Source organism: Nitrospira sp. BLG_2 (assembly GCF_049222245.1).
The window spans coordinates 1-2,559 of sequence record NZ_JBLYIG010000595.1 but is presented as its reverse complement, the minus strand read 5'-3'; the positions used below and the strand labels follow the sequence as shown (position 1 = coordinate 2,559).

Sequence of the window (2,559 nt, the reverse complement as noted above, 5' to 3'; positions counted from 1 at the left end):
CGTCGAGCGGTTCACCCCCATTCAACTGGGTTTCGGCTTCACCCTGACCGGCATCGGGGGCCTGCTCGCGCTCAACCGCACCTTCAATGAAGAGGCCCTGCGCGCGGGGCTGAAGAACCACACGCTCGACAGTGTGATGTTCCCTCGGGATCCCATCCGCAACGCGCCGCAGATCATCAGCAATCTCAACCGCGTCTTTCCTCCCGCGGCGGGTCATCATCTCTTCGGTCCCATGGTCCAGCTCTCCTGGGGCACGCCCCCGCTCATCACGGCCGAGATCGGTGTCGTGCTGGAGTTGGGCGCCAGACGCCGGTTGCTGATTCTGGCCCAGATTGCCGCCATCCTCCCTCGCCGGGATCATGAGCTGGTGCGCGTGCAGATGGACGCCGTCGGTATCCTTGATTTCGATCAAGGCACCGCCTCACTCGACGCCTCGCTCCACGATTCTCGGCTGCTGAAGAAGTTCGTGCTGACAGGCGATATGGCGATGCGCCTCAAGTGGGAAGGCTCACCGCACTTCGCGCTTGCGGCGGGAGGTCTGCATCCGGCCTTTCATCAGCCCCCGAATTTCCCCAAGCTGGAACGCATCGCCGTCAATCTCTCTTCCGGCGACAACCCGCGTCTGCGCTGCGAAGCCTACTATGCGATTACCTCCAATACGGTGCAATGGGGCGCTCGGGCGGAACTCTATGCCGCGGCGGCCGGCTTCAGCATTCACGGAGAAATCGGGTATGATGTGCTGATCCAGTTTGACCCCTTTTTCTTCATCGCGGAGTTTCATGCGCAACTGCAACTCAAGCGGGGCTCTACCAATCTCTTCAAAGTCAAAGTGGAAGGCTCGCTGGCCGGACCACGACCGCTGCATCTGAAGGGCAAGGCCACGTTCGAAATCCTCTGGTGGGATGTGACCATCAGAGTGGATACGACGCTGGTGAAGGGTGAAAAGCCACCGGGGCCGGCGCCGATTGAAGTACTGCCGCGCTTGAAGGAGGCGCTCAGGCATCCGGACAGCTGGACCACGCAGATGCCGGCGGGAGCGCGACCGCTGGTGACACTGAAGGCAAGACCCGGAGCGACGGACATGCTGCTGCATCCGCTGGGGATGCTACAGGTGAAGGAGAATGTGGTCCCGCTGAATATGGACATCTCGCGGTTTGGACAGGCGGCACCGGCGGGAGAGAGATGGTTCACGATCACGAGCGTGACGGTGGGTGAGGATCAGCTGGTGGGGCGACCGGTGAGGGACTTTTTTGCGCCGGCACAGTTTCTGGAGCTGACGGATGACGAGAAATTGTCACGACCGGCCTTTGAGCCGATGGATGCGGGAATGACGTGTCTGTCGGACGCGATTGTTTTCACGACGGATACGCGGGACTGGCTGGAGGCGGAGGCCATAGAGTTTGAAACGTGGATTCTGGATAAGGGAACGAATGTGGCGGAGAGCGATGATGACGAGGATGAACAGGGCCGACAGCGCTTCTACCGCGTGAGTCCGCTGTCGCTCAGCCGACAGTCACGATTTGGAGCCGCGGGCAGTAGTGAGCTGCGGCGCACGGGCAAGGCGAGGTATCGCACGGGCGCAGCCAAGCACCGGATGGCGGGGGAGGGGTGGACCCTCGTGGACCAGGAGCAACTCTCCGAGCAGCCGGTGCCAGGCGCGGCGGACAGAAGGCCTACGTATACAGAAGCGGTGGCGGAACTCCGCAAGGTGAAGCAGGAGACACCGACCCAAGCCGGTCGCTTCCGGGTCTTGCGACCATCGGAACTCCAGACGGTGTAACGGGAACGAATAAGTCGAACGTCGGTCACGCAACCATGAGCCTTTCCTCAGCGAACTACATCTTCCTTCCGTGGGTGCGCCAGGGAGCGGCATCTGGCATCAAGACGCCGGACATGAGCGCGAACCAACCGGGCGTCGTCTCCGTGCGGGTCAAGCTGGGCCTCAACAACGCTTCACCCGATATCGAACGTCAGGTGCGATTCTATGGGCCTGGCGATATCACCGGCATCGATCGCCTGCAAGTCATCCGCACCGAGCCACGACATCTCTCAACAGACTTCGAGCCCAATTACTTTCCTGCCGTCGAATTTGATCGTCCCGACTTTCCCTGGATCTTTACACCCGCTGTTGCAAATGCCGATGGGAAGTTGCGTCCCTGGCTCTGTCTCGTCGTCGTTCGCAAGCAACATGACGTGACTTTGCGCGTAGACCGTCATCTCCCCTTGCCTGTCCTTGAGATCAAGGCTCACGCGGCACACGAACTTCCCGATTTGGCTGAATCCTGGGCTTGGGCCCATGCGCAAGTCGCCGGAAGCGCGCGTAACAAGGACTCGCTCGAAAAGTCGCTCGGCGGCGATCCCGCGCTCACCCTTTCGCGCTTGTTGTGTCCGCGCCGTCTCGATCCGCTCACGGATTACGTCGCTTGTGTTGTGCCTACCTTTGAGTCGGGAAGAAAGGCCGGACTGGGTTTAACGATCCGGCGCGATGGCGAACAAGACGAGGAGAAAGAGTTATTACCGACATGGACCCCTCAGGCCGATGCCGTGACGTTGCCGGTC

General features: G+C 61.0%; 1 protein-coding gene and 1 pseudogene. Both read left to right on the top strand.

From position 1 onward, the window contains the following. Window positions 1–1,780, top strand: a 1,780-nt coding sequence (locus tag ACOSYY_RS15805) for a DUF6603 domain-containing protein (RefSeq protein WP_421663597.1), incomplete at its 5' end; no start/stop codon positions are given. Between the two features lie 35 nt (window positions 1,781–1,815). Next, window positions 1,816–2,559: pseudogene (locus tag ACOSYY_RS15800) on the top strand (hypothetical protein); the annotation flags it as partial.